Annotated in this window: 1 protein-coding gene; it reads right to left on the bottom strand. The window is 64.7% G+C overall.

The window, feature by feature from the left end; translation table 11 throughout:
* On the bottom strand, nucleotides 1-416 hold a 416-nt coding region (locus tag EN939_RS37730), incomplete at both ends, for a preprotein translocase subunit SecY (protein ID WP_272483154.1).

The following is a 416-nucleotide window of genomic DNA, read 5'->3' as shown; positions in this document are numbered from 1 at the left end:
GTATTGAGCTTCAGCGGCAGGTGCGATGTATCGCCCTGGAACATGCGGTTGCCGACCTGGCGCTTCGGATACTGGATCAGCAAGCGGCGCTGGGCGCGCTCGAAGAACACGATGAGCGCAATGACGACGACGGCGAGCACGATGATCGCCAGGATCAGGCCGGTCGACAGCGCGCCGGTGCGGCCAAGCTCCAGCGTGCCGGAGATGGCGTGCGGCAGGCCGGCGACGATGCCGGAGAAGATGATCAGCGAAATGCCGTTGCCGATGCCGCGGGCGGTGATCTGCTCGCCGAGCCACATCAGGAACATGGTGCCGCCGAGCAGCGTGAGGACGGTCGAGACGCGGAAGAACATGCCGGGATCGCTGACGATGCCGTTGCCGCCTTCCAGACCGACCGAAATTCCATAGGCCTGAAC

It is taken from the genome of Mesorhizobium sp. M7A.F.Ca.CA.002.05.1.1 (assembly GCF_003998335.1).
Lineage (GTDB): Bacteria > Pseudomonadota > Alphaproteobacteria > Rhizobiales > Rhizobiaceae > Mesorhizobium.
This window is presented reverse-complemented; position numbering and strand designations above follow the sequence as displayed.